The 20,375-nt window shown below is 40.1% G+C and carries 15 protein-coding genes and 1 tRNA gene; 6 read left to right on the top strand and 10 right to left on the bottom strand.

From position 1 onward, the window contains the following. Positions 1–134: 134 nt before the first annotated feature. A complete protein-coding gene (locus tag ACT3TH_RS07065; RefSeq protein WP_444755147.1) occupies positions 135–998 on the bottom strand; it encodes a universal stress protein in 864 nt (287 codons plus the stop codon). A gap of 334 nt (positions 999–1,332) precedes the next feature. Between ACT3TH_RS07065 and ACT3TH_RS07060 the strand changes: the two genes are divergently transcribed. After that, positions 1,333–1,866: a DUF2058 domain-containing protein gene (locus ACT3TH_RS07060; RefSeq protein WP_444755146.1), complete on the top strand. Its 534-nt coding sequence runs from the start codon at positions 1,333–1,335 to the stop codon at positions 1,864–1,866. 186 nt (positions 1,867–2,052) lie between these two features. On the opposite strand, the gene ACT3TH_RS07055 is transcribed toward ACT3TH_RS07060, so the two are convergent. The 3 genes from ACT3TH_RS07055 to ACT3TH_RS07045 all read right to left on the bottom strand — a co-directional run bounded on the left by ACT3TH_RS07055 (position 2,053) and on the right by ACT3TH_RS07045 (position 6,421). Then, a complete protein-coding gene (locus ACT3TH_RS07055) occupies positions 2,053–3,843 on the bottom strand; it encodes a potassium/proton antiporter (RefSeq protein ID WP_444755145.1) in 1,791 nt (596 codons plus the stop codon). Positions 3,844–4,218: 375 nt separating this feature from the next. After that, positions 4,219–4,554 carry a GlpM family protein gene (locus tag ACT3TH_RS07050; RefSeq protein WP_444755144.1) on the bottom strand — a complete coding sequence of 112 codons (336 nt, stop codon included), beginning with the start codon at positions 4,552–4,554 and terminating at the stop codon, positions 4,219–4,221. Positions 4,555–4,750: 196 nt separating this feature from the next. Further along, complete coding sequence (locus ACT3TH_RS07045) at positions 4,751–6,421, bottom strand: alpha-keto acid decarboxylase family protein (protein ID WP_444755143.1); 1,671 nt, start codon at positions 6,419–6,421, stop codon at positions 4,751–4,753. Positions 6,422–6,670: 249 nt separating this feature from the next. Here ACT3TH_RS07045 and ACT3TH_RS07040 point away from each other — a divergent pair. Further along, positions 6,671–6,745: transfer RNA gene (locus ACT3TH_RS07040), tRNA-Gly, on the top strand. Positions 6,746–7,171: 426 nt separating this feature from the next. On the opposite strand, the gene ACT3TH_RS07035 is transcribed toward ACT3TH_RS07040, so the two are convergent. Beyond that, positions 7,172–7,396 (bottom strand): helix-turn-helix domain-containing protein, encoded by a 225-nt coding sequence (locus ACT3TH_RS07035; RefSeq protein ID WP_062844818.1) that lies wholly within the window; start codon positions 7,394–7,396, stop codon positions 7,172–7,174. A 196-nt stretch (positions 7,397–7,592) separates the two neighbouring features. On the opposite strand from ACT3TH_RS07035, the gene ACT3TH_RS07030 reads away from it, so the two are divergent. From ACT3TH_RS07030 to ACT3TH_RS07015, 4 genes are read left to right on the top strand one after another with little or no spacing between them, the layout of a single operon-like run. After that, entirely contained in the window at positions 7,593–7,808 is a 216-nt protein-coding gene (locus ACT3TH_RS07030; RefSeq protein ID WP_011513303.1) for a hypothetical protein, read from the top strand. 19 nt (positions 7,809–7,827) lie between these two features. Next, positions 7,828–9,072, top strand: a complete 1,245-nt coding sequence (locus ACT3TH_RS07025) for a tyrosine-type recombinase/integrase (RefSeq protein WP_444755142.1) — start codon at positions 7,828–7,830, stop codon at positions 9,070–9,072. Continuing rightward, on the top strand, positions 9,069–9,362 hold the full coding sequence (locus ACT3TH_RS07020; protein ID WP_062844820.1) for a hypothetical protein: 294 nt from the start codon (positions 9,069–9,071) through the stop codon (positions 9,360–9,362). The genes ACT3TH_RS07025 and ACT3TH_RS07020 overlap by 4 nt, the downstream gene beginning before the upstream one ends. Before the next feature lie 10 nt (positions 9,363–9,372). After that, positions 9,373–9,693 carry a hypothetical protein gene (locus ACT3TH_RS07015; protein WP_444755141.1) on the top strand — a complete coding sequence of 107 codons (321 nt, stop codon included), beginning with the start codon at positions 9,373–9,375 and terminating at the stop codon, positions 9,691–9,693. Positions 9,694–9,921: 228 nt separating this feature from the next. Here ACT3TH_RS07015 and ACT3TH_RS07010 read toward each other — a convergent pair whose 3' ends face one another. The 5 genes from ACT3TH_RS07010 to zorA form a co-directional block, all read right to left on the bottom strand. Continuing rightward, positions 9,922–12,144: an Ltp family lipoprotein gene (locus tag ACT3TH_RS07010; protein WP_444755140.1), complete on the bottom strand. Its 2,223-nt coding sequence runs from the start codon at positions 12,142–12,144 to the stop codon at positions 9,922–9,924. Positions 12,145–12,406: 262 nt separating this feature from the next. Further along, positions 12,407–15,637, bottom strand: coding sequence for a DEAD/DEAH box helicase (locus tag ACT3TH_RS07005; RefSeq protein WP_444755139.1), 3,231 nt, complete (start codon positions 15,635–15,637; stop codon positions 12,407–12,409). A 9-nt stretch (positions 15,638–15,646) separates the two neighbouring features. Continuing rightward, a complete protein-coding gene (locus ACT3TH_RS07000) occupies positions 15,647–17,068 on the bottom strand; it encodes an EH signature domain-containing protein (protein ID WP_444755138.1) in 1,422 nt (473 codons plus the stop codon). Positions 17,069–17,073: 5 nt separating this feature from the next. Beyond that, on the bottom strand, positions 17,074–17,805 hold the full coding sequence (zorB1, locus tag ACT3TH_RS06995) for a type I Zorya anti-phage system protein ZorB1 (RefSeq protein WP_444755137.1): 732 nt from the start codon (positions 17,803–17,805) through the stop codon (positions 17,074–17,076). Positions 17,806–17,823: 18 nt separating this feature from the next. Next, complete coding sequence (zorA, locus tag ACT3TH_RS06990; RefSeq protein WP_444755136.1) at positions 17,824–19,890, bottom strand: anti-phage ZorAB system protein ZorA; 2,067 nt, start codon at positions 19,888–19,890, stop codon at positions 17,824–17,826. Positions 19,891–20,375 lie beyond the last annotated feature (485 nt).

Raw genomic sequence — 20,375 nt, 5'->3', positions numbered from 1 at the left:
CCGCCTTCTAAGAAAGAGTGACTGCCGTAGGATCACTTTAGAGTTGATGTCTTGCTTTGTATGAAGAGATGTATTTATTGCTTACAACGTGCTTTTGTTTTTTTAGACGTTCCTATATTTAACCACTGAAGATTTTAACGCAGTAAAATTACAGGTGATAACGTACTTGCGATAATTTCTGTCGTGGTACTGCCAAGAAACAACTGTTGCAACTTAGAATGCCCATACGCACCCACCACCATCATATCAATGTGATTGTCTACTTGAAACTTTAATAATCCATCAACGGCATCAGAGGCCGATAAGTGATGAGCGTCTACAATGAAGCCAGCATCTTCTAGTTGCGCAGCTGCAGCGCTTAGGCTTTGTTTAGCAGCATCGTTATGACTCCCTATCATGACGATATGACCTTGTAGGCCTTTCAATACAGGGCTTCTTGCAACCATCCATACAGCTTTAATAGCGGTTTTACTGCCATCAAAAGCTATCACATAAGAATTCGGCTCTTTGAACGGTTCTGAACAAATCAATACAGGGACATCTGAGGCTCGTGCGACCGTTTCGATCTGACTACCGATATTGATACGACTGTGCTTATGGTCTTCGCCGCGTCTCCCCATGACGATGGCACGATTCTCGGTTTTGAAGTGTTCAATAGCGGGTAACAGCTTGCCGTGACGTTGATAAAGACGAACATTGATATCAGGAAATCTCTCTTGAATGTGACTTTTCGCGTCTTGTACTAAGGCATTACTATAACTGTTCTCTATCTTCGCTCTTTGTTCGTCCAACTGGGTCAATTCTTCTAACAAAAACTGGCGGCTATTGATACCGATTGCGCCCGACAAATCACGTCTGGTAGATACAGGAACGTCACTAACATGCATTAAGCCAACGGGTAGATTTAATTTACTGGCATACCATGCGGCATAGTCACAAACCGATTCGGTCACTGCCGAGCCATCAATACAAGCCAAAATGTGCTGTGATGTTGTCATAATTCATCCTTAAATTTGGTTGATTAATCCTAGTGCCATCGATGCCTGACCAAATCACCCCTTCAGCCAAAAGCATGTGTTAGATATGCTAGAAACAAACATATCTATTAACTCGATAGTAACCGATTTAAGTCGCTTCTTCCAGTGAGTAGTGAGGATTTTGCCACATCCTAGATTCGCGCCAAGAACCGATGCCCATAATATTGGTTTGCCTTATTAGCAGAGTCATACTTTCTGCTGGCAACATGCCGTAGCAAAGTTTGCTACAATGTATTTTTTAGCATTTATGATTTCGCATTTACGATTCAAGTATCGTTATTTAGGTGATAAAATTATGGCAAAAAATGCCCTACAGGCTCAATTATTGAAAGCGGGATTGGTGGATAGCAAAAAAGCCAATAAAATCAGCAAGCAGGCTCAACACGCTAAGCGTACTGGCGATTCAGAAAGCATAGAAGCCAAAAAAGCACTGGCAGATGCCCAAGCGAAAAAGCTAGAAAAGGATCAAAAGCTCAACCAAGAAAAGCAGCGGGTTTTAGAAGAAAAAATGCTAAGAGCCAATATCGTGCAAATGATTAAGCAGCATCAGATTACGGATACAAGTGGTGAAGTCAGCTACCAGTTTGTAGATGATTCTAAAGTAAAAAAAATCTCTATCACCCAAAAGTTATATGATCAAATTGTGGGCGGTCATGTTGTAATTGCGCGTTTAGAAGAAGGCTATGCCTTGCTGCCTCGCCCATTGGCAGATCGTATAAATACGAAAATGGAGGGCTTCATCGTTGTGTCTAACGATACCTCAGAAGAAGCGTTGGCAGAAGATGATCCTTATGCTGCTTATGTGATTCCAGATGACTTGATGTGGTAATCGCCTAATTTTATAGGGATCGCCATATAATAAATATATGGTCGATCCACTATGAAACGAATACAGTACTGCTAGTATATATTTTTACAGTTTTTGTTTGTCAAAGTACCGTGAGCACGCAACATTATGCTCGCTGTATTTTATAAAAATTGTTTTTTTATTCGAAATCAATTATTTCAAAAACCTTTATATTGCTGTTGGTAGCTCTTGATGTTTTAGCCCAATGGTTCTTAGCTTTCCTTGATCATCAACATCTTTGATGACCAATGACCACTCTTCACTGATTGCCACAGTATCGCCTGACACGGGTGCCGTCCCCAAACTCCCTTTTATGTATTCAGCAACGGTTTGTTCCCACATACTTTTTGGGTCGTCCTCGTTTTCAGATTTCAAACTGTCTACAAGCGATTCAGATTCCATAATACCCGTGAAGAACGGCAAGTCTCCAAGCTTGACACTCGGCGACAGTAACCAATCACCATAAAAATCATCAATGACTTTGCGATCGAGCGTTGTGTCATTGAAAATATTTGCGATTTTACTGGCATGATTGCCTCGCATGGCATACCAAACACTATCGCCGAATTTTAGCTTAGTGTCTTCATTAACTACTACGACTTCCTGCTTACGTAACAGGGCAAAGACACTGATTTCGTCAGGGCTTATGCGGCGGGACACATCCATTGGGTGGCGGCCAATAGCAAACGCACCTGATTGCACTTCAAACTCATACAAGGTAATACTTGCCTTATCTGACACCCAAACTTCCAGCTCTTCTTTTGGGTCTTTGTTATTCGGAATGCGTACTTTAAACAAATTGGCCATAAAAGGAATGGTCGTGCCTTGCAAAATCAAGGATAAGACCACCACACCAAAAGCGATATCAAACAGCATAAAGGCGTTATCTATCCCCGCCATCACGGGCAACATGGCAAGGGTAATGGGCACCGCACCGCGTAAACCAACCCAAGAGATAAAACCAATCTCTCTGTCTTTAAATTTGAATGGTTTCACACTGGTATAAACAGCGATAGGACGGGCAACCAAAATCATAAAGGCCGCAATCGCCACAGAATAATGCCAAACATTGAGAACGTTCGATGGAGTGACCAATAGTCCGAGTACCACAAAAAGCACCGCTTGTGATAACCACGCAAAGCTATCCATCACTCGCATGACATGCTCAGTTGAGCGTACCTTGTGGTTGCCAATCAGTACACCAGTGAGATAAACGGCCAAAAAACCACTGCCGCCAAGCAGATTGGTCGCTGCAAAAACAGCTAAGCCAGCGGACAGTATTAAAATGGCATACATCCCTTCTGCCAAATGCAACTTGGGCAATAATCGCGCCAGCAGATAACCGAAGAGCACGCCCATCCCCAAACCAACACCCAGCTGCTGCAACAGCAAGATTAAAAACCCAAATGCTGTCTGACCCGCTGGATCGACATTTAGGGCAATCAAACCTGTGACCAATAGAATGGCTAATGGATCGTTGCCGCCAGATTCTAATTCGAGTGTGGCTTGAACGCGATCATTGAGCTTTACGCCGCCATTACGCAACAGAGAAAATACGGCAGCCGCATCGGTCGAACCCACGATGGCTGCCATCAACAAACCAAAACGCCAATCGACATCGAGCAGCCAAGTGACGAATACCCCAAGCACCATCACCGTGACCAGTACGCCCCAAGTCGCCAAGGTTATTGCAGGCTTTAGACCCACGCGAAACGACTTAAAAGAAGTGCGTAGACCACCATCCAACAAGATACAAGCCAAGGCTGCTTGACCGACAAAATTGGCAAGCGCATATTGAGAAAACTCAATACCTAAAATGCCTTGCTCGCCAGCCAACATCCCGACCATTAAAAACAATAGCAATAATGGGACGCCCAAGCGTGCTGATAATGTACTTGCCATAATACTGGCGAAAATCAACAATGCCCCTACGAGATACAGGATATTTAAGGTATCCATCTTTTTTAAACCCTATTTTTATCAATTATAATGAATGAAGTTATTGCAAGAATTTTTGCTTTATATTATATGAATGGTGCTCGTGTCTTAGTCGAGATATGACCGTCAAAATACGAAAATGCAAGCAAATTGCACCAAAGTGGCAGTATTGTTTATTGCTTAGTTTTTCGCCTACTATCAGAAGTCTTATTGTTATTTTAGAGCCGACCTTAAGAATAACACTTGCAACCAAATCTAAAGAAATTATCTGTACATGATTTGATATAAGAAACATTGATTTTAGAAAGACTAATTTACTCCTTTATCAGGCTTATAAAATATGATTTTGCTTTATCGATACCCCATGGCTTAATCATGACTCAACGTTGACAATAGTTAAGCCTGAATATATTGCCATGTCATTACTAAAATGGCGGCGGCTATGATCCAAGCGACTACCCCTAGCATCAAGGCTTTATATAGACTGACATAGCTAATACCAATAAATACAACAAGGGTATAAACAAGGTGCGGTATGACGCCAAGTATGCTAAATATCAGTGCGACTCTTAAATCAGCCGGACTACGCTCAGTACCGACAATAAAGTGACTGATCAAAGCAAAAGTGGGGAAAAGTGGAGCGAGCGCTGCTAAATAGAAAAATCGCGTTTGCGCCAATAGTTGAATTGCCAATACCATCAAAGCACCAATAAGCATTTTTAGCCAAATCATGGTGGAGTATCTCCTGTTAAGTGCTAGAGGCTAAATATAGTCCAACTTACCATGATACTAAAGTATGCAAACTGACATAAGGGGCATATCTGTTTAGTTATGCCCCATTGCAAAATTATTTAAAAAAACCCCATTTAGTCGTGAAACTGAATGGGGTTTTTCTTGCCGTGATTCAAACCTAGTACCTATTCTTATTTTAGTCGGTTTTTGGTTTTAGCGCGGCGCTGATATCAGCCAGTAGCGGTGGAATATCATGCTTATCCGCAATCACCTCTATCATCACTAACTTATCTGTAGTTTCTGCTGCTTTTTCGAGCGCAGATTTCAACTCACCAGCGGTTTCTACCTTTAACATCAAGCTGTTTTCTTCTGTGGCGCCAAATGCTTGCGGTATTACCTGCCAATTACATTTAGGGATATCGTTGTAGTATTGGTTTTCACCATGAATCGCGCGCTCAACGGTATAGCCATCATTATTGACGAGCACAATAACTGGATTGATACGCTCTTTTATCATCACAGCGATTTCTTGCACGGTCAATAACGCTGAACCATCACCAATCAGTAACACACTGCGCTTGTTTGGCGAGGCAATAGCGCCGCCCAAGCTGGCAGGTAACGTATAACCAATCGATCCCCACATAGGCTGACCGTAGGAGGTGACGCCTTCTGGTAGACGCACATCGCTGATGCCAAAATACGCCGTACCTTGATCAGAAAACACTAAGTTATTATGATCTAAATGGTCAGCGATTATATGCCAAAGATCGTCTTGACGGATAGGCTCATCGTCTTTGCCGTTTTGCTCGTGCGGCTTCATTTCTCTACAAAATTGCTTAGGTACAATCTCAATACCTGAGGTCATGACTTCATGCAGAGCTTGTAAGGCATCTTTTAGAGCAATTGGCGCAAAGTTCTGACCACTGACTGATGCGCGCTCATAATGCAAATCTACCACCACGTCTTCGTTGATATCTTGGCTAAATCCGGCGGTAGTAGTATCGGTATATTGCACACCAATTTTTATCAAACACTCGCAGTTTTCTACGGCGTCTTTGACGACGGGACGGGACGCCACGCCAGCATATGTCCCAGCCCAAAGCTCGCTGTTTTCATCGAGCAGCGTCTTACCCCATGACAGGGTTGTGTAAGGGATATTGGTATCGGCAATCAGAGCTTTTAGCTGATTTTGTAGTCCTAAGCGATGCACCATCAGATCTGCCATGAGCGTCGTGGTTTTGTTTGGCAAAAACGCGGTTAAAGCTTTTTTGAAATCTGCCAATGCTGCTTGGCTAGTGATGTCCTCTTCGCTGTCGTTTAGCTTGGTCGTTGGCGGATAAATAGGCTGGCGCGCCACATCGGGCGATAGTAGCAAATAACCAGGACGGTGCTTTTTGAGTACCAAGCGAATCACACGGTCAATCTCTGACGCCGCATTTTCGGGCGTGATCTGCGCGCGCGCTACCGTCACTGGCTCTACCATTTTGATAAAATGATTGAATATACCATCACCTAGGGTGTGATGAATACGGCGCTTTGACTCTTGCGCAGCGGTATTGGGTGCACCCACGACATGAAGCACTGGCGCATACTCAGCAAAAGAGCCAGCTGTGGCATTGATGGCGGACAGCTCTCCTACTCCAAAAGTCGTCACCATCGCTGCAAACCCGCGCTCGCGTGCGTAGCCATCAGCTGCGTAACCAGCATTTAGCTCATTGGTGTTACCCACCCAGCGCAGTTTATCAGAGGCGAGGATATTGTCTAAAAATGTTAAATTAAAATCACCAGGCACACCAAATATCTCGGTGGCACCTGCTTCAGCAATACGATCAAATAAATAATCAGCGATGGTATATTGTTGATTCATTTTTTTATCCTTGTGACTTATCACTATAAGTATTGATAATTGAGGTTAATTATAAAAAGCACTCCAGCCTATTTATGTAATACAAAGCTTTTGGAATACATATTATAATAAACCGTTATAACATACATTTGGTGCTAGATAACACGCCTGTTTTACTAACTTTACTTTTTTTCGTCATGAGTGTTGACACGCCAAAAAAACTGCGTATAATACGCCTTCATCATCTGATGTTACTTAAATGATGATTTAGCGGGAATAGCTCAGTGGTAGAGCATAACCTTGCCAAGGTTGGGGTCGAGAGTTCGAATCTCTTTTCCCGCTCCAAATATTTAAAAAGCCTCACTTAACAGTGAGGCTTTTTTTTGTCCGATTTTTAAGGGCTACAGAGTTTTCCAGTATTAGCTATTCACTCTAATTGCTAAGTTTATCTAATATATTAAAAGCTCAAAAATCAGCACCGTGACCAAAACGTGACCATTTCGTGCCCACGCTATAAACACTGATTTCGTAATTGACCCCAACTTATTATTCTTATATTTATAAAAAGTGATGCTAAGAAATATTTTTTTAACATCGCTTTTCCTTTTTTACTGCTTTTGTATATTGAGCTCATAGCGTGACCAAAACGTGACCAAATCATGAAAAATTAAGTTTTAAAAATAACCCCAACCTTAATTTTAGGCCTTGAAACGTCATATATAAGGCTCTACCACTTATTCCTCTGCGCATCTTTTTCAATTTTGTAGATCCTCAAGACTCTTCATCATCTTTATTATTTGGCTTATAAATAAATAAGTCACCCACCTGCACATCTAAAAACTCACATAACTGGTCGATGGTATTGAAGTCAATTCTTGATGACTCTTCATTGTATAGCTTATGAAGTGTTGATTTACTCATACCTGTTGCTCTTACAACATCTGCTACACGCAATTTTTTCTCTGCCAAAATAACAGGAAGTTTAGACACGATCATAAAAATTACCTCTTTTCGGGTAAAAATGCTTTACATTGCAGTAAAAAGGTAATATATTACACAAATCGGTTACTAATTACCTTTAAGCGGGTAAATTATAACTGATTCCTTCAAGATGCATTTTTACAGGTTGATAAAATAATTTTTATTCTATCACTTAATGCAATGACTTAATAACTGAAAAGAGGTAAACACCATGAGTAATACTTATTTAACAACTGATGAGTTAGCCGAACGCATCAAGTACGACGCACGTACTATCCGCAATCAAATGAAAGATACCGTTTTGATTGAAAACATTCACTACATACGCCCTTTTGGTGGTCGTAAGATTTTGTACGTATGGGAGCGTATCGAGGAAGACATGTGCAAGCCGGTTATGAGCGCTATCAACGGTATGGCACTTCAATAAAAAAATAAGGAGATTTACTATGGCTACTATGCGAGGACGGTTTGGTAAGCTGGTCGTTGACTTCCGCTACTTAGGTAAGCGCTGTCGAGAAAAGACCAGTTTAGAAGACAACCTAGCTAATCGTAAAAAATTAGCGCAAGTCATGAAAAAAATGGAAGCAGAAATAACTTTAGGCATCTTTGACTATGCTGCTTACTTCCCAAAGAGTGAACGAGCCCAGGAGATGACGGCATTGGCTGATAGAGCCGAAGCTTGTATCAGTCGTAATCCGACCTTTAAGGAGTTTTCGGAAACATTTTTTGAGGAGAGGAAGATTGAATGGCGACCGAGCTATCGGCAAAAAATAAAGATTATTTTGAATAAGTATTTATTACCTGAGTTTGGTGGTAAAGCAGTACATGCGATAAAAAAACCAGACTTGCTGACCTTCCGTAGCTCCCTCGCCAAAGTTCGTTACGGTAAAGATGGTCAGTCAAATCTGTCAGTAGCACGGATCAACCAGATCATGATACTTCTTCGTATGATACTAGAAGAAGCATCTGATCGCCATGAGTTTGAGATGCCTTATAAAAATATTAAGAATCTTAAGCAAGCTCGTCCTGATGTGAATCCTTTTACACTTTCTGAGGTATGGCTGATTTTAAAGAATGTCCGTACTGATTATAGGCCCTATTACACCATTCGCTTCTTTACAGGAATGCGTACCAGTGAGATTGATGGGCTGAAATGGGACTGCATTAATTTTGATCGCCGTGAGATCAGTATCAGAGGCGCATTAGTAAACGGTGAGATGGGTCCAACGAAGACGTTAGGCTCACAACGTGATATTGCGATATCACAGCTGGTATACGATGCCTTGTTAGAGCAGAAGGCTCGCACCTATGGTAAGTCAGAGTTCGTATTCTGCAACTCACAGGGCAATCCAATGGAGTACCGTAATGTGAATAGGCGGGTATGGAAGCCCACCCTTGCCCTCCTCGGTCTGAAACATAGGCGTGCTTATCAAACTCGGCACACGGCAGCGACGCTTTGGTTAGCTGCTGGTGAAAATCCTGAGTGGATTGCTAGGCAGATGGGTCATAGCAGTACGGAGATGCTGTTTAGGGTGTATAGCCGCTATGTGCCTGATATTACCCGTCAAGATGGCTCAGCGATGGATAACTTACTACTTGCGAGTAAGGAGAAGTTAACAGGCGCATCGAATAGCTCTGGAGCTGAAACACTAATCACGAATGCACAAACTGACAAGGAGACGTCACAATGAAAATCATCAATTATGAGGAGCTGTTTGGTGAGTTTAAACCTGATGGTGCAATCAGTACAGATGCAAACCTTATTGCTAATGCATTGATGCGTGAGTTATATATTTCATCTGGTCATAACCTAGCACGCTTCTTAGGAGTGAAGCGGTGCTTTAACAATGACATGGCGATGCGTATATGGGTACAGAAGCGCTTAGATGCTCAAGATGGGTACTTTATAAAAGATATGAGCAGTCAGCTTCAAAGCGAGCTCTACGAGCTATTACCGCACTCTGATTATGGCAGCTATTGAGGAGAGTATGATGAGTGTCAAACTTCAACCCAATATGACGCAGAGTCCATATGATATCAAGATATGTGAGGATTACTGGGCATACGATAATAAAAGCGGCTTTATTAAACATGTGAAGACGCTTTGTGAGAAGTATGAGGTAAGTCCTCAAGTATTCTTTGAGACAGTCGCTCAGTGTTATGCTTACTTGGACGATGTTATATGTGAGTACTGCGGTTATGCTTGTCCAATTGAAGTACCTGCTGATATTCGTTATATGCGCACAAAAGATAGTTGGTTATGCGCAATATGTGAGCATGCTTTATGGCGGACAGATAAAGAAAATAAATGAGTATGAACCATCGAAAAAGCCAGACAACTTAGGTTGTCTGGCTTTTCTATATATCAAATACCTTCTCTTAAAGATATTGTAAATTTGATGAACCTACACAACCCTCAACATTTTTACTCATTTTTTTAAAATTAAGTTGAGTAGAGTCGCTACTTTAATTAGCTACCTTTTAATAATTATTTTACTTCTTTTATTTAGTGTATTTATAAGACCTATGTTTAAGTGGACTCAAACACCAGCCTTTTCTGCTGCATAAGTTGCTTGGCTTTGACTGTAACCATCACTTTGAGAAAGTGTTTCGATAAGATTTTTGCGTGAGTAGCCAGAGTATTCAAGCCAATCTTTTGCTGACCTCAGTGCCTGCTCGTTCCAATCAATATTCAAACCATCTACTGCTGCAGTCGCATCATCAATAGTATATCCATCACTTTGAGAGAGTGTTTCAATAAGATTTTTACGTGAATAAGCAGAATATTCTATCCAGTCTTTTGCTGCCTTCTTAGCTTGCTTTGCCCAGTTAATATCCAAACTGTCTACCGCAAAAGTAGCATCCTTAATAGTATATCCATCACTTTGAGAGAGCGTTTCGATAAGATTATTACGTGAATAAGCAGAGTATTCTATCCAGTCTTTTGCTGACCTAACAGCATTCTTTTGAGGATTTGTCAGATCGTCTGAATTCTTAGGTGTAAACTCCACCGTTTCTGTTTGGCTCTGCTTAGGCTTGTCACTCTTCGATTGACTCAAGTTTAGGCTATCTACTGCTGTGGTCGCATCACTGCTCGTATAACCGTCATACTCTAGTTGATCGATCAGACCGTCACGCGAAAAACCTGAATCTTGAAGATAAGACTTTGCTGTTTTCTTAGCTTGCTTAATCCAATTCATATCCAAACTATCTACTGCTGTGGTCGCGTCACTGCCTGTATAACCGTCATACTCTAGTTGCTCAATCAGACCATTACGCGAGAAACCCGAATCTTGAAGATAAGACTTCGCTGTTTTCTTAGCCTGCTTAATCCAGTTCATATCTAAACTATCTACTGCTATGGTCGCATCACTGCCTGTATAACCATCATACTCTAATTGTTCAATCAGACCATCACGCGAAAAACCCGAGCTTTCAAGATAGCTGTGAGCAGTTCTAACCGCATTTTTTTGAGCATTGGTTATGTTTGTAGGGTTACTTGGTATTGCTTGTGCAGCTTCTGCTACAACTGGATCAGGGAAGCAAGTCAAGAAAACATCGTTTGTAGGTGGTGGCGCAGTACTGGCTGACGTAGTTATATCAGGTATAGCTTTTAATGAATGCGAATGAGGAATAGGTGGCGGCGTATTTGTATTTGGACGAACCATGCTTATTGACGACTTTGGTGTAACTGCCCGAGATTTTTCATTAAATGACTCAGCGATAGAGACAGGCATATTTTGTGGCAGTGTTGGTGGCATAGCAGGACGTGCCGCAATTTCTGGTTTTGGTATATTATTAACCAATTGGTCATGCGTTAAGCTTGGAACATGATCTGTTTTTGATCCTTTAGAGCGATTACAACGCCAACACAGTACTTGTAAGTTATCTTCTATTGATTTACCACCTTTTGATAAAGGAATAATATGATCAATCTCAAGTAAAAGATTTTTTTCATCCGAAGTGGAAAGAGAGCATATTTTACAAGTAAAGTTATCTCGTACTTTAATTCTTTCTCTCAACTTGGCTGTCATTAATGCCCGTTGACCTGCCACACTATTCTCAAACTTCACCAATTCAGCTAAGTAACCGATAAATCGTTCTAGCTGGTCTAAGTCTAATCTGAAATCAAACCTTGATGAGCTGTTACCACCAGCTGAAACATACTGAAAGGTATAAACAGGAAAATACAACTGAGATAAGTTGACAAGCATAAAGCCTAATTCTTGCTTTATTCTTTCTTCACTAGAGCGCATTACAAATGCCGGTATGGATTCCATTACACTGGCTATCGTAGCATCTCTTTCCTGCACCAACAAAACCTTACCTTGTTCGGCAGCAGAAAAATCATTTAATGCATTCTCAAACTTCTCTAAAGTTTCTTCAGTCGGTTTGATGTTAAAGTACTTACATAGATACTTGAATGGCTGATCGTTAGCGTTTTTCACAATAGATAGAGAGCATGGATGCGTCCATCGGTTGTTTGTGCTTTCAGACCAGTTTTTTCTTTTCATGTTATATCTACTGGTGTCAGACAAATTTCCTTTACCATAGTCGAAGGATTCTATATCAGCATATGAAAGCTTTAGGTTTTGGATATGTTGATTTAAGTCATTACAGTCTTGTACATGCTGAGAGATACTTTCTTTTATGGCAAGAAACTCTTCACTCTTGAAATAACGATCTACAGCATACGGGTAAGCGACATTCTTTATAAAAAGATAAGCAATAACTGCAAAAATAATTGTATAAATGAAAAACAAGATTTTTCTCCATGCATATTTATTAGATAGCTACTAATAACCTTGTTAACCTCAAGGATTATCACATTAAAAAATATTTCTAAAATAAGCAGATAGAGCAAAGCTAGCTATGCTTAAGCTCATTGTAGTCAACTTATGAAACTTTCTACTGCTATGAAATTTCTGCTAGATCGTTAGGGCATCATACCTTTATTTATGTCACTAATAATTAACGGCAGTAGTAGATAAGGATTAAATATAACCCCACCCTTTGATAAAAGTCTTACTCAATAATCGACTGAATCAGTTCTTGAGTGAGCTCTACGTTTGGCTTCAACATATCATCAGCAAGGCTACGCTTACTTGATAGTAGCTTATCCAGTTTAATCTCAAACGTCTCAAAATCAGTTGCTGCAATAGATGGGTAGTACACGTAAACTTCTTTATCCTGCCCAATTCGGTAGGCTCTATCAGTTGCCTGATCTTCCTTGGCTGGGTTCCAACTACGTGTATAGTGGATCACATGATTCGCTTTTTGGATATTCACACCAAAGCCAACTGCAACCGTGGATAAGATAATTACATTAAAACCATTCACTTCTTGGAACTGATCAATAATGCCCTGCCGGGTTAAGCCTTTTCTGCTATTGGTATTTGAATCTCCATTCACTGTAGTAACGCTTAATCCATATCGCTCAAGGAGAAGGCGTTTTAAAAATAATTGAATATCTCTAAACTCAGTGAAAATAATCACCTTCTCATGTTTTTGTTTTATGGTCTCTAAAGTGTCTATTAACCACTCAGCTTTAGGTGAATCTTTGATAGTTGCTTGCTCTTGCAACTTTAGAGGGTGAGCGCAAATCATTCGCATACTATGTAATGCGGTTAACATAACACCCTTATGTCCTTGTTCAGACAAACTTCTACAATCATTTGATACTTGTTTATAGAGTGTGCGTTGCAGCGTTGACATTTCAATATTTTTACAATCATTAACTTCGTGTTTTGCTGGTAGCTCAGCGACATCATGCTTCATACGTCTTAATACTTGTGGCTCAATCAATTGACGAAGCTCATCTATTATCGCGCTATCTTCATCGTCTTTCTTTTCAATAGGACGACGATACTCTTTGTTAAACTCACTAAGCGAACCCAGTAGATTTTCTTGTATAAAATCAAATAAACACCATAGGTCAACCAGTGAGTTTTCTACAGGCGTACCTGTACAAGCAATCTTAAAATCTGCTTTTTGGGCTTTAGCGGCTTTAGTCACCATTGCAGTGGGCACTTTTATTTTTTGTGCTTCATCACATATCATGACACTCCAATTCACCCTTCCTAAAGAGAACTCAAGGTCTCGCATGGTTTCATAAGTCGTCAGTACAATATTTGCATCACCTAACCAATCCTCTTCAAGCAAATTCGTTATTCCGTAATCATTTCTTAATTGAGAGGATATTAAGTGCTTCGGTATTTTTCGCTGCTTTAAGTCATCGCCATATAAATTTAAGACTTTGCCAAATTTTGCGCTAAAAAACCTATTTATCTCAGATTCCCAGTTTTCGAGTAAAGAAACTGGCGCTACGACCAGTGCAGGTTTTTTAGATTCTGCAGTTTCTAAATACTCACCGATAAAACAAAGTAACTGCAATGTTTTCCCTAATCCCATATCATCTGCTAGCAAGCAACCGCTGACTTGGATTGGTGCATACTGATATAGGTTTTGTAGCCAAGCGATACCATATTCTTGATGCTTTTTTAGACTAAATTCTTGGCTTCTAAAACTTGATGGTAATCTGGCCGGAGGTCGATTACTCTCATCAAAATTCAGAATTTCAGCTCGCTTCTTAGTAAAGTCAGCCTCATCGATATTATTGGCAATCAATAAGGTGGACTTTTTCTTTTTTTCCTCAATATCTGCCTGTTCTTGCTCTACATCGTTTTCAGATGAACTCTTATCTTTTGACTCACGAAGCTCATTAAGTAAGTTTTTTGCATCTTCTAAGGCAATAGATACATTGCTGTCTGGGTGTAGAACGAATTCCTTCCCTTCTGCCTCTGCATGCTGGATACGTTGCTCAAGCAGTTCAGTGCTGGCATCAGTATTTGCGGAAGTGAATTGGGATAAGTTGGCTGATTCATCAATAAGGTTCTGTGGTAACCATTCGGATTCGCCGCTATCTTTTTGGATGGCTTCAGAGCTCAGTTTTTCAGCTTCACCAATACCAATCACTCGATCGCTGTAATTGCTTAAATCTAGTACAGTCCTAGCTTGTAACTCGTCATCATACTGTTGAATTTTTTCTAGATCGCTTTTCAGCGCTTCTATTTGGTTATCTAAGTAGTTGGTTCTATCTATACTGTCACCTGCCCACACAAAAATGGGTGATGGTTTTTCATAAGCTGTAATAAAATGCTGGGTCTGCTCTAAATTCACCAAATGTCTTATAATTGGCTCTTGCTCTCGACTCGAGTTTTCATGCAATATTAATTGAGCGGAACTAAAATGTGATAATTCATCATAAGTTTTATCTATTAGCAAACGGTAGCCATAGATTTCTGCTTCTTCTTTGGATTGCTCAAAACCCTCTGAAGAGATAACCTCTACGGCATCTTCACCTAACTGCGCAAAAGGATTATGCAAAAAGGTTTGTGCACGCTCACCAGCTATCCGACGATTTGGCATCTTCTTAATTTCATTGAGTACACTTTTAACTTGCGGATCGATGATGACGTGTGCCAAACCACCTTCTGGTAAGCTGATTGTATACTCGTTTTGAACGTCATTATATTTATCAAAAGTTTGTAGCCAATTTGAAGGCGAGTCTTTAAAGTCAGGCTGCACCTCTACCACTGACTCAGTACTCACTAAGTTTTTACGGAGATTAAGTTGCAGCTCCTCTGGGGCAAGTACAATGGTTTTACGTAGAAACTCATCTAAGTTCGCTTCACTTTTATTCGCTAAACTGCGTATTTGCGCCCAATACTTTTGGTTTAATAATTTGTTTTTATCCGTGACACGAGAGAATTCTTTAATTTTCTCTAATAGCTTCCAAGTCGCCTCACTCAACAGATGCTCTTTACCGGCAAGACTAATGATTGCCCCTGTACGCTTGACGGAGCCTTTGAATTTAACCTTGTTGTTATCACACCAGCCATCCAAAATAATTTGAAAATCCGAATCACTGATACCATTTTCACTACGAATAATCGGGTATAAATCATTTGAGGATGGCAGGTTGAGCAGATCAATAACACCATCATGCTCAGAGTCTTGTTGGATCTGAAAAAGCTCTTCCCATGGTAAGATATAGTTATCATCCGACTGATAGGCGACCTCCTCATCAGCCAAACTCTCCCAATAGAAATCTGCATCTGTTTTAGCCACAGCTGTATAGCAGTGCTTTAAGCCAATATCATCGTATTGCAGCTGTAAAGATATGATACTTGCTACTGTATCTTCTGCAGAAGCAGGCTCAACGGTTTTCTTTCTTTTCCAGAACGCTAGTTTCATATCAGCTCTTTAATAACGTTTTTTGTATTTTGGACTACTGGCTTGGCTGGAAAAAACACCCAACTCAGCGAGTTTTTCATCAAATCTCGCTTCCCAGTTCCCTGAATGACTCAAACCCATACCTTGACCATACTCACCTTTGAAAATGGAATGAGGCTTACTCTTTAGCTCAAAAACCGTTATGTTTTGCTTACTAAGATTAAAAGGTAAATCACTATATCCATAGCAAGCATTTCCAGTATCTGAAAAATCAACAATATGGACGTTATCAATTTTTAGTAAAAAAGCATTATTACTAGGAGTAGAACTCGTAAGATTTTTTAATCTGCCACGGTTTAGTTCCCTGAACTTTCTATGCTCAGCATGTCTAGATTGCACAGCGGCTGGGCCTAAAAATATCTGAGAGAACGAGATTTTATCAATAAACTTAATCCAGTAATCAAAGCGATCAACATCGGCTGTATGGCTAAATAATTTGAAGAAAGCTTCTAAGTCGGCTCTGACAAACCACTGCACCACCATTTTTCTAGTATCTGAACCGACATTTCGCCAGCCGACTGATGAGTCGTATTGTGGGTTACCCCATTGCTTCAAACAGACATTCTTTAAGTTTTCGTTTACTACCGCACGCTTTGAGGTAGCAGCATAGCGCTCAAGTAAAGCTGTTAAAATAGCGGTGGTATAGATTGGATTTCTTTCTAATAGCAGTAAAAAACGTGGAATCACTTTAAAGTAATCCTCTTCTTTCATGGTCTTAACAGACTTGATAGATGTGTTAATCAAACTGTCCCAAAACCAGCTATTTGGTGCAATGCTCAAGCTTTCTAACTGATTGCTAACTCTGCTGTCATCGCTATTCTGTAAAAAATCACGAATGAATCGTTTTGAAGGATCTAGTGAGAGTACTTCAGGATGATCTGTTAACGTGATAAGCCATTTTTTAGGCTTAAGCGTGGCCTGAAATAACGTAGAGCGATTGTTATTTAAGATATTTCTGAGCTGAATCCAGTTATTGGGCCGTTTGTTTATTTCATCTTGTTCTACTGCAAAATAACCGTACAGCAGCGGGAAATAAACAGGCTTTAGTGACTCAGGCCCCATTTTGCTAAACTGCTCAATAAGCTGGCCACCTATAAAGGTAAAAAGGATTTTATCCTCATAATTTAAAAGCTTTTTACTGAGTGACCAAGCTAGGTTCTTCCAGTCACGTTTTGTCAAATAGTCTTTGCCATGCTCTTCTAACTTTAAAATCGAGTTGGCAATCTTTTCTTCGATAGGCTGTGTATTTTCCATATCATCAAACTTACGTTCAATGAGTGCTAATGTCTTCATTAATTTGGTCGGTTTGGCAAATTTATTATGTACTTGGTCGGCTTCAGAAAAATTATCGACACTCCGATTCAGCCTCTGCTTTAATATAGCGATACTCATCACATTCACCTTGCCAGCTGACAGGTTTCAATAGGGGCAGAAACAAAAATCGGCTGCGCCTCAGCACTGTCTTTTTCTTTTAAACCATAAAACTGCATCCGTAGCTCTACACGGCGCGAGGCTTCTTTACTATTTTTTGCGGCATTAAATGACACACCGCCCGCTAGAAACAGCTGTTTGATTTGATTTTTTTGCGTGTCAGTTAAATCCAAATCTTGATTAAATGTGGGATCCAATAAACTACACATCACCCACTCCGAACGACGCAAGCTTAAATTTAGGTTATATAAATACGATCCATCTGTATCTGTAAACCCTTCAATCACGATCTGCTTAAACCATTTTTTACCATTCTCACTATTAGCAGCTTCTAAGACAACGGGCACCAAAGCACTTAGCGCTTTTATACCCTCTGCATTCAATCGGTAGTCGTTGTACCCAAACCGACCCGCTTCACCAAAATTTATACGGTTCTCTTTACAGTCTACGGTGATCAACTGATTCTTTAAAGTAGGGTCATCTTTAATATTAGTACAGATATCTAAAATCTCTGAACTGCGTTCTTTCTCTGCTTGTGTGGCTTCATTAATTTTCTTAGTGACGACCATTAATGATACTGCCATCACTACCAAAAACAGCGTCATTAGCGCTGTCATCAAGTCAGCAAATGAAATCCAAAAAGGTTTTTCACCCTCATCTTTTGAACGATGCTTCTTCGCGTACCTATTACCAATCATTAGCGATACACTCCCGAATTAGCGTCTGGTTTTTTGCGTAAGGTCTTCAAGGTTTTCTACCACATCACCTAAACCTTCAACACCAGTTGCCAGACGTTTGACAGCTTGGTCAAGTGTATTATCAAAAGACACTAGCGAATGATTTAGACTGCTTTCAACGGAGGTGCCGAAACTATCAAAGCTCTTCACCAAAACATCACTCACTTCTGATAGATACTCTTGCATTTCCATCTTCACTTTGTCTAAAGCTGTGGTCATATTCTGCATATCATTAAGCATTTTACTACTCATGCCAGCTTCAGACTTTGACTGCTGAATAAGATTCTCTAGTGTTTCAATGGCAATATTAACGCTGTTTTGAGAGTTCTTATAATCTCGTATCAACTCAATGAGATTACTACTTGCACTGGTCATGTTGGTCGAAGTGGTATTCACCTCTGCAATAAGTTCTGAGGTTTTACCGGTCACTGTGACTAGTGAGCTACCAGCTGTCGTAAACTGCTCAGAGGCTAAGCGCATCTTGTCTGCGCCAGTATTCATACCAGTAATACTATCGGTGGTCACTTGAAACAGTTTTTGGATACTTTCTTTATGACTTTGAACTGCATGTTGGCTATGAACAATCAGCTCTTTAATTTCACTACCTAAGTTATCAATCAATACAGATGACTGCTCATGCAATTTTTGTTGATTGTCTAATATTTGGCGATCCTGATCGATACGTTGCTCTGCCACATTTGATAGCAGGCCTGACATTGAAGTACCTAAACCCGACACCATTTCTGATACTTTGCTATTTAGCTGCTCAACAGCATGCAGTCCTTGATCGCCAATTTTGGCCGAACCTGCAGATAGATTTTCTACCATTTCGTTCATTTGGGTAGACATCTCATTTTGCTTTTGATGAATATCATCCATCATTTTTGCCATTTGTGTCTCTAACGTTTTGGTCGAAACTTCACTGTTAGTTTGCATATCTGTGATTAGCTGAGAAAATCCTGACTGCATCTCACGCATGGCTGTCACAGATTGAGTCATCATCTCGCTCATACCAGACATTTGACCGCCAAACGTCGTTTCTAGCTTACTCATAAACGCGGCTAGTACATCAGTCATAAGTTCTTGTACGGCTGAACCTTGATCACCACTAACTTGCTGCACGCTTGAGGCGATTTTATCTAAAGGCTTTTGAAGACTATCTTTAATCGAATCGCCAATTTGAGTTGCCATCGACTGGCTTGTTTGAGCATAAGAGTCACTTAACTGAGCAGCAAAGGCAGTTTGATTTCTTTTATTTTCTTCGACCAAGTTAGTCATCATGGCTTTTAAGTCATTAACTAAGCTGTCTTTAAGCTGTCTGGCATTGACTTCATTGGCTTGGGATGACTTCAGTAGCTTGGCTAGATATTCCTCACCACTTTCATCAGCAGTAAAGGCGTTATCAATGGCTGTATTCAACCGTTGTAATTGTGCGTAGCACTGTCTAAGCCATGATTTTTCACGCCAAGTAATGACCATGGCAGCTGCAATAGCTAAGCCAGAGGCCATAAATGCTTCTGCGACACCTGTTAGCAATAACGCCAAACTGTCTTGAACCTTGTCAGGATTGCCAGCAGGGTCGAACGCTAACAACCCAATTAGCAGACCAAGAAATGTCACGATAATACCGACACCAGTAATAATGCCTGGCAGATGCTTATAAAAATCCACCTTTAACGGTATATCAACAACAATGGATTCCGTGAAAAACACCTCGCTTGGTACTGTTGCCCGTGAATAAGCTACCTTAGCTTCGCCATCCACTGTTTCATAAGTATCATGGAAGGTTTTTTTATAACTTATCCAAGCTTGCTTCAAAGAAGGGTTGCCATCAAACTTTACGTCTAATGAATCTTTATCAAGATTAGAGTTGTCATTAAGCTTGTCTAAATCATCAGCTAATTGTGATATTTTATTGTTTAATTCCTTAGCAGGACTTAAATAGTTTAGGAAAAACCGCAAACTGATGTAAGCAATAAAGATGAAAATTATTGCAGGAAAAACATAATAGCCTTGCGAAAACTGCGCTACTTTTAACCAATCCATCAATATCACCTATCCCATCAAATAAAAGATTGAAAGTTATATTATTTAACTTATCAATCCTAAATATTACTAAATTAAGGTCAGCTTAAATTCATGGGAAACAGGTACGTCAATAAATATGTCTGACGGCATTACATACCCTTAATTACAAGCTGTAACTTAAAAGATAGAATAGTAACATAAACCAATTATTGTTTATCAAAATTAATCAGACTGGAGGTGACAAACAAATGATTAGGAAGTTATTGACAATAGATGTTTGGGAAATGTCGATAATTAATATCTAAATGCATTTATATTTTTGTTTGAAAAATAGCTATCGTTCAAATTACTGCTAACCTCTCACGACACTAAATGACACATAGCGTTTATTTTTCTTCAAACACCCTTCTTATTTAGCAGTACTATAACTACACTGAGGTCAATACCATTAATCCTTTAAGTCAACCTATACGGTGAGCAAACGAGCGATAATGTGATACCAT

The sequence above is a fragment of the Psychrobacter sp. AOP22-C1-C5 genome (assembly GCF_052378885.1).
Classification (GTDB): domain Bacteria; phylum Pseudomonadota; class Gammaproteobacteria; order Pseudomonadales; family Moraxellaceae; genus Psychrobacter.
The sequence above is the reverse complement of the archived record's forward strand: the minus strand, read 5'-3'. Positions and strand labels throughout refer to the sequence as shown.

Bases quoted from the DNA above. Each gene is read 5' to 3' on its own strand.
- zorB1 (WP_444755137.1), bottom strand. From the start codon at position 17,805: ATGATTGGTAATAGGTACGCGAAGAAGCATCGTTCAAAAGATGAGGGT.
- ACT3TH_RS07060 (WP_444755146.1), top strand. From the start codon at position 1,333: ATGGCAAAAAATGCCCTACAGGCTCAATTATTGAAAGCGGGATTGGTG.
- zorA (WP_444755136.1), bottom strand. From the start codon at position 19,890: ATGGATTGGTTAAAAGTAGCGCAGTTTTCGCAAGGCTATTATGTTTTT.
- ACT3TH_RS07030 (WP_011513303.1), top strand. From the start codon at position 7,593: ATGAGTAATACTTATTTAACAACTGATGAGTTAGCCGAACGCATCAAG.
- ACT3TH_RS07020 (WP_062844820.1), top strand. From the start codon at position 9,069: ATGAAAATCATCAATTATGAGGAGCTGTTTGGTGAGTTTAAACCTGAT.
- ACT3TH_RS07000 (WP_444755138.1), bottom strand. From the start codon at position 17,068: ATGAGTATCGCTATATTAAAGCAGAGGCTGAATCGGAGTGTCGATAAT.
- ACT3TH_RS07045 (WP_444755143.1), bottom strand. From the start codon at position 6,421: ATGAATCAACAATATACCATCGCTGATTATTTATTTGATCGTATTGCT.
- ACT3TH_RS07015 (WP_444755141.1), top strand. From the start codon at position 9,373: ATGAGTGTCAAACTTCAACCCAATATGACGCAGAGTCCATATGATATC.
- ACT3TH_RS07025 (WP_444755142.1), top strand. From the start codon at position 7,828: ATGGCTACTATGCGAGGACGGTTTGGTAAGCTGGTCGTTGACTTCCGC.
- ACT3TH_RS07005 (WP_444755139.1), bottom strand. From the start codon at position 15,637: ATGAAACTAGCGTTCTGGAAAAGAAAGAAAACCGTTGAGCCTGCTTCT.
- ACT3TH_RS07055 (WP_444755145.1), bottom strand. From the start codon at position 3,843: ATGGATACCTTAAATATCCTGTATCTCGTAGGGGCATTGTTGATTTTC.
- ACT3TH_RS07035 (WP_062844818.1), bottom strand. From the start codon at position 7,396: ATGATCGTGTCTAAACTTCCTGTTATTTTGGCAGAGAAAAAATTGCGT.
- ACT3TH_RS07065 (WP_444755147.1), bottom strand. From the start codon at position 998: ATGACAACATCACAGCACATTTTGGCTTGTATTGATGGCTCGGCAGTG.
- ACT3TH_RS07050 (WP_444755144.1), bottom strand. From the start codon at position 4,554: ATGATTTGGCTAAAAATGCTTATTGGTGCTTTGATGGTATTGGCAATT.